Here is a 6,000-nt window from a genome sequence, read left to right as displayed (position 1 = left end):
CGAAGTTTCTTCTCATCAGATAGCAAAAGACACGCGGTGATACTCTTCTTGTGCACATCCATCCCACACACACGATCACTTATAACGTGCATAAGGGGCCGCCTCCTTTTGGAAAATTGCAGCCAGCCACTCCATTCGGAAACGTTACGTGTAATCTACCCTACGTGCTTCTCCGAGGAGAGCGACAATCCATGGTACACTTGCTTCCGAAGACCCGTCTCTGTTACGAGTTCTAAGACATCACGCCATCTCGACCTTTGGTAGAAGTCGCTGACTGTACTCTTCTAATACCCGTTAGGAAACCATTTTCATATGTCATGGTGCGAAAAAATTAGCATGAATGTCTCTGTTCTAAGAAAATCTGAATAAACCTAATAAAACCCTCGTGTGCATGAGTAGACACGAGGGTTTTCTGCTTTTTAAAAATTATGAAACAGATTCTGTATTTTGATTTTTCTCGTTTTTATTGATTACGGAAGAGCCTACTAGATCTCCTGTAACGTTCAGAGCGGTTGCGCCCATGCCGACAAGGACATCCACAGCTGTTAGAAGTGCCACAGCTTCCATAGGGAGACCCACTTGAGAAAAGACCGTAGCAATCATGATAATACCTGCTCCAGGTACTCCAGCTGTACCGACAGAAGCGAGAGTCCCTACTATAACGACCTGTACAATGGCAGCCATGCTTAGCGGATCTCCGACGACATTAGCGGCGAATACAGCTGACACGGCAATCCGAATGGCTGCCCCGTCCATATTTATGGTTGCCCCTAAAGGCAGGCTGAAACCGTATAAGCTTTTGGAGATGCCAAGATTATGGGCCGCATTCAAGGTTACAGGAAGCGTACCCGAACTGCTCTGCGTTACAAAAGCAGTAAGCATAGGTGTACGAGCTTCTTTAAAGAAGCCGAGTGGATTTCTTTTCGTTACAAAAAGTAAAACGGTATAGAGAGCGAGCTGCACAAGCAGGGCTATATAAAGAACTAAAATAAAGTTTCCTAGAGATCCCAATGTGTTGACTCCCTGAGTACCGACGACTTCGGCAATAATAGCTAGAATACCGATGGGTACATATTGCAGGATCCCTTTCATAACAGTAAGCGTTGCTTCATTAAGGGCCTCTATTACTTTATATAGGTGGTCCCCTAAATTTCCATAGCTTTGAGTGGATCGTAAATAAGAAATCGCGATTCCAAATACAATTGCTGTGAAAATAATCCCGAGCAGATTCATTTCTGTGAAGGCTGTAAATATATTATCCGGCACAATGTTTAATAGAACCTGCGTAACACCTGGGTTCTCAGGAACTTCAAAACTTTCGCTCCCATCAAGCGACGTGCCTGTACCAGGGTTGAAAAGACTGGCGACCAGCACACCGACCATAATCGCAAAAGCAGATGTACCTAAATAGTAAAGAAATACCTTTCCTCCCATTCGTCCAAGATTGCCTATATTCGTCTGGTTTACCCCGACAATCAAGGTCAGTAAGATTAATGGAATAATGATAAATCGAAGCAGGCGAAGCAATAGATCACCAAAAGGAGCTAAGACAGAAGCTTCTTCTCCAAAAATAAGTCCGATAATAATACCAAGAATAAGAGCGGCGGTGATTTTTTTAATTAGAGACGTTTGCACGTATGTGTTCCACAATGATTTCATGGAGTACCTCCTTTATCCAGCAGGCTGCTGCCTGTTTTAATCCTGACTAAAATACTACATATTACCTGAATACAATAAGACATCGCCTCATATGTGTCAAAACTAATGCTTTTCAATGTAATTCAAAACTCTTAGGAGGTTCATGTAAGAGTATAACCATAAAGGGTTTACTACATGAGCCATGTAAAAATAAACAAGCATCTGATATGGAGCAGATGCTTGTTTGCCTTGTTGAAAATCTATCTTGACTTATGAGAGATAAACTCTCGATTCATAAAGACTCAGCTTAGAGATACACCTGTCATGTTCATCAAGGATTAGTCTCGTCGTTCCCCCGCAGGAATCGAGTTATTTACCGCGTCAACTCTTCTCAATTTACTGCATAGGACCAGAATCATCTCTAAATCGAGTCTTACAGGATACTGCCCTATTGTTAAATAGTATTAATAAAGACTTACCTAAAAGTGTAACGGAGCGTGGTTATTAAGCGGCTTTTTTGTGTTTTTCTTTACCAAAGTAGAACAGGCCGCTTGTAATTCCTACCGCAACCATTGCAACTGAAAAAATTAATCCTGGGATCGGACCAAATTGCGCGATAAGAGGAACAGACAGCGCGGTGACAAAACCTCCGCCTAAAAATGGTTCATAAAAAAGCTGCTTATACCCAAACGCTTCAAAAGCAGGAGATTCGTTGTCCGGATCGACTACGCGCATTAATAACAATCCGGTGGCCGTAACACCCATCGATTGGCCAAAATCACCAATGCCTCGCTCAAACCAGTATTCGGGTATGATTCTCGGAGCAAGGTAGATGAAACTGAATAAATTCCATGATATACCGGCAATCGCCAGCAGCAGAAACGGCACAAGATACTCTCCGATCACGTCGAGAGACACGGTTCCAATGGCTGATAGAATGAGAATGTCCAAAGCAAGACCCTGAATACGATTGATCATTCGTCGATCGACCAAATTGTATTTATCTTTTTTGCTGAAGATAAGCTGGAGAATGATACCGCCTAACATAGCAACAGGGAACAATGGAATATATTCCATAAAGCTAGACCCAACCGTAATGGCTTCAATGCCAATCAATCCCTGAAGAATCATCCAGCCGATTAAAATGGCAATCATCACAAGTGATAAATGAAAGGACAAGGGCTCAATGGATTCTGGTCGGGTGGTCATTTGCGCCGCTGGCTCTCTGTTCTGGTATTCCATCACACCACGTTTACGCAGTGCAGAAAAACCTTCTACGTCTTCAATTACTTTCGTATGTTTTCTTCTTACCGCCCAATTAATAAGGATAATTCCAAATATGACTCCTGAAAGGACACCGACGGTAGCTAATCCAATTGCTAAATCGAACGCCTCCGCAAACCCAAGCTCTTCAAAGGTACTGGCCATACCTGCAGCTGTCCCGTGCCCTCCCTCAAAAGCTACTTCTATAAGTGCTCCAGCAATAGGGGGGATATCAAAAAAAGGAGTAAGTATAAAAATTACAAGCAGAAGACCTATAACATACTGCCCCCAGCCGATTGCCCATCCCAATGCCAGCTGAGGTCCACCGTATGTCCATATTTGGGACATTTTAGGAATTACAGCTCCAAGAAATAAGGAGGCAAATACAACATTAATCATTAAACCTGGGAGTTCAGCCCACACGTTAACAATCGTGTCGGTCATGATCCCAGAAGCCAGGAAATGGTCATCAGCTACAAATACATTCATAAGCTTACCCAAAACTTGAGGCCCAAGCAGTAAAGCTATGAAGCCACCTATAATTGAAGATGGTAAAAATAAATTTTGGAGTACTTTTATTTTGACTCTGATGATTTTTCCAAGCAATAAAAATACACCTAAATATAAAATGGCAAAGCCGATTTCACTTGGTGTCATTTTTTCACTCCTCTATGAATTTTATTATGGGGACAATTCCTTTAATTCCCATAAATAAAACTACTTCTTTAAAGAATTCTCAAAAACTGATGCCCCCCAAACCTATCCAAAAGTTACTTTCAGGGAATAAAAGGGAATTCAGCTTATATGCAACTAAAAAGGAGAGGATCGTTTTGCCAAATCAAAGACCTGTCGTTGCTCTTACGGGAGCGAGTGGGTATATAGGAAATAATTTAATGGATAAGCTGACGGATCACGCGGATGTCATTGCTTTATCAAGGAGCGGCGATAATAAAGAGAACAGTGAAAACGTTACATGGCGTTCCTGTGATCTCTACTCTATGGCAGACGCTGAGAAAGGGCTTGAGGGAGCGGACATTGCCGTGTACCTTGTGCATTCCATGATGCCTGGAGCTAAGCTGACCCAGGGATCTTTTCAGGACATGGATGTTATTTTAGCGGATAATTTTGCCCAGGCAGCTAAAAAGCAAGGGGTTAAACAGATTATTTACTTAAGTGGAATCATTCCTAAGAGTTCGAAATCTTTATCGAGGCATCTAAAAAGCAGGCAGGAAGTGGACCAGATCCTGCGTTCTTATGGTGTTCCGGTGACCACGATCAGAGCAGGACTTATCGTAGGGCCAAAAGGTTCCTCTTTTCCAATTCTGAAAAAGCTGGTGAAAAGACTGCCTGTTATGCTTCTGCCGAAATGGACCAAGACAGAAACGCATCCTGTCGCTTTACCAGATGTACTGAATGCACTTGATAAAAGTGTGGACAAAGAGGAGTTAAAAGATCGGTCGATTGATGTAGGTGGTCCGGAAGTCATGACGTACCGGTCCATGATGCTGAAAACTGCTCAAGTGATGGGAAGAAACCCGAAGTTGTTCGATCTTCCGTTTATGACGGTGAGGTTGTCACGTTTATGGGTAAGCTTAGTTGCCGGTGCACCTAAACAAATTGCTTATCCGCTGATTGAAAGTCTTACGCATCCGATGACGACGCATCCAGAAAATGAAGTTCCAGGGATCAGCCGGGGTTCCATAACATTTGAAGAAGCAGCAAGGGATGCGCTCGAAAAGGAAAAACAAAGTGAAGGAAAAAGCGCTAAAAAAACGCCGAATCTGAACATTCAGCATGATGTTCGTTCCGTTCAGCGAATTATTGTTCCCGCTGGTAAAGATGCCAATTGGGTAGCCCAGCATTATGTTAAATGGCTGGAAGACAAATTGAATCCCTGGATTAAAACAACCGTAGATGAGAATTTGAATTGCCGAATCGGCTTTTCCTTTTCAGACTCGTCCCTGCTGAAGATGAGTTACTCTCATGAACGGAGCACGTCGAGCCGTGCGCTTTATTACATTACGGGTGGCGGTCTTTCGGATAACCAGAAGAATATGAGAGGGCGGATGGAGTTCAGGCAGATCCCCGGGACTGACGAAGCCATTGTCGCTATTCATGATTTCATGCCTTCTCTTCCGTGGTTCTTCTATAAGTACACGCAGGCCAAAGTTCATTTAATGGTTATGGCCATGTTCAGCAAACACTTAGAGCGGCTGGAAGATCGTTCGCAGGAAGAAGTGAACAGGAACTTTATTACGGAATAGTCCTTTCAAATCTCATGTATAAAAGACCCTGAATTTCAAAGCCTAACCTGAAGAGGCATTTATTTTGAAAGGGTGATCATCAAATGAGTAAGAAGGACAAAAAACCGGATAATCAGTTTAAAGAAAATAAAAACAAAGGTGAAAAAAGAAACGGCCGCCTGGCTCAGTTCAAAAACCATAGCACGGAGTTTGGGATGGCTGACAATGAATATATCGATAAAGATCGATTACCAGACAGGGATCCAGATGACATGTAAAGAGGGCGCATGCCCTCTTTTTTTAGGAGGCTTTGATAAAGTTTATCATTGATTTTTCATAAGAGGCTTATTACGCAATAAGGCCGGTTACTGTAAGACTCGAATTCGAGATAAATTGGGTCCGTTACTCTATGTGGAAGAGGGCTGGTGGGGAAATAACTCGTCTTGTTCCATCACCAGACATTCGAGCCATAAGCCGTTCATCAACGGATTGAAAAACCGCCATCCTTTTGATGCTCGGCTTATGCTGGTCGTGTCTTTCGGGGTGATTCCACATTTAAACACTTTCCTATGGCCCTACACGACGTAGGGTCGATCGACGTTGCCACAGGACGTGGCGATCTTAGTCGATCCTCCTTTTACCATCAGCTTCCTCGCTCGTTTCACTCCCTGCGGGATCTCACCTAGTCCCTTCTCCCATGGGAGTCTCGTCATTTCCCCACCAGCCCAACTTTATTAGGAAGAACGGACCCTTCGGAAAGAGAGTGTCCTCTCCTCCTTAACCTGCCTGAAATACTTATATAACAGACTATCTCGCATCGTTCAGCTTGAATAAAGAAAATACGCCCGTGTGATTA

At 43.2% G+C, this 6,000-nt stretch carries 4 protein-coding genes; 2 read left to right on the top strand and 2 right to left on the bottom strand.

The genetic code is table 11. The annotated features are described in order from the left end of the window. Positions 1–426 precede the first annotated feature (426 nt). Positions 427–1,659 (bottom strand): dicarboxylate/amino acid:cation symporter, encoded by a 1,233-nt coding sequence (locus BMZ06_RS20145; protein ID WP_089755009.1) that lies wholly within the window; start codon positions 1,657–1,659, stop codon positions 427–429. A gap of 483 nt (positions 1,660–2,142) precedes the next feature. Then, a complete protein-coding gene (locus BMZ06_RS20140; RefSeq protein WP_089755007.1) occupies positions 2,143–3,558 on the bottom strand; it encodes a sodium/glutamate symporter in 1,416 nt (471 codons plus the stop codon). 173 nt (positions 3,559–3,731) lie between these two features. Between BMZ06_RS20140 and BMZ06_RS20135 the strand changes: the two genes are divergently transcribed. Both BMZ06_RS20135 and BMZ06_RS20930 read left to right on the top strand, forming a co-directional pair. Further along, entirely contained in the window at positions 3,732–5,165 is a 1,434-nt protein-coding gene (locus BMZ06_RS20135; RefSeq protein WP_089755005.1) for an NAD(P)H-binding protein, read from the top strand. 83 nt (positions 5,166–5,248) lie between these two features. Next, complete coding sequence (locus BMZ06_RS20930) at positions 5,249–5,422, top strand: hypothetical protein (RefSeq protein ID WP_175477952.1); 174 nt, start codon at positions 5,249–5,251, stop codon at positions 5,420–5,422. The last annotated feature ends 578 nt before the right edge of the window (positions 5,423–6,000 follow it).

Source organism: Halobacillus alkaliphilus, assembly GCF_900113125.1.
GTDB lineage: Bacteria > Bacillota > Bacilli > Bacillales > Halobacillaceae > Halobacillus > Halobacillus alkaliphilus.
The sequence above is the reverse complement of the archived record's forward strand: the minus strand, read 5'-3'. Positions and strand labels throughout refer to the sequence as shown.

Bases quoted from the DNA above. Each gene is read 5' to 3' on its own strand.
- BMZ06_RS20145 (WP_089755009.1), bottom strand. From the start codon at position 1,659: ATGAAATCATTGTGGAACACATACGTGCAAACGTCTCTAATTAAAAAA.
- BMZ06_RS20140 (WP_089755007.1), bottom strand. From the start codon at position 3,558: ATGACACCAAGTGAAATCGGCTTTGCCATTTTATATTTAGGTGTATTT.
- BMZ06_RS20930 (WP_175477952.1), top strand. From the start codon at position 5,249: ATGAGTAAGAAGGACAAAAAACCGGATAATCAGTTTAAAGAAAATAAA.